Annotated in this window: 1 protein-coding gene; it reads right to left on the bottom strand. The window is 53.3% G+C overall.

Annotated elements, in window-relative coordinates; genetic code table 11:
• A partial coding sequence (locus tag ACTHUM_RS16800; protein ID WP_440403526.1) for an NnrS family protein occupies positions 1 to 692 on the bottom strand: 692 nt, incomplete at both ends.

The following is a 692-nucleotide window of genomic DNA, read 5'->3' as shown; positions in this document are numbered from 1 at the left end:
TCATACCGCCGAGGGTAATCAAGTGTAATGGGGCGGAGGAAGGCAGATTTTGCAGTTTCTCCACGCCTGTCCACAGATAGCCTGCGGCGGCAAAAAGCTGGAGCAGGTAATAAGTGCAGACGTAGTGTTTGCGCAGGAGTTCGTGATGGTGGAGCTCACGCAGCTTGGCGAGCAGGATGAATCCGACGGCAAGCGCGGTAAAACCGGCGGTTTGTGCGGGCAGCCAAAGTTCGGCGGCGGCGTGCAGCAGCAGGAAAGTAATGGCGATGTTTTTATAAACGATATTTGGAATAAAAACAGGGTCTTTCAGACGGCATTCTTTAAGGGCTTCCGCGCCCAAAAGAATGCTGACGCGGACGGATACAAACATGACAGCTGCTATGTTCAGATGTACTTGCGCGCGCAGTAAGTTCAAATCGCCAGTTGCGGCGTAGGCCGTCTGAAAAACGGTAAATGCGGCGAGCAGCATTAGTAGGGCGAAGTTATCAGTGTTGCGATCAAGCCAAATCAGCCAAGTGCAGAACAGCAGCAATACCAGCCAATAGACAGCAACGAAAAACGAGGCAGTTTGCGGCGAAAAGGGCAGTATGGCGGATGCGGCGAGCAGTAATGCCGCCATCAAAGTAGCGACAGGTTTCAGACGGCCTTGATAGCCCGTCCATTCAAGCATGGCGGCAGTCAGAAAACCGCCG

It is taken from the genome of Neisseria sp. P0021.S006 (assembly GCF_051956895.1).
This window is presented reverse-complemented; position numbering and strand designations above follow the sequence as displayed.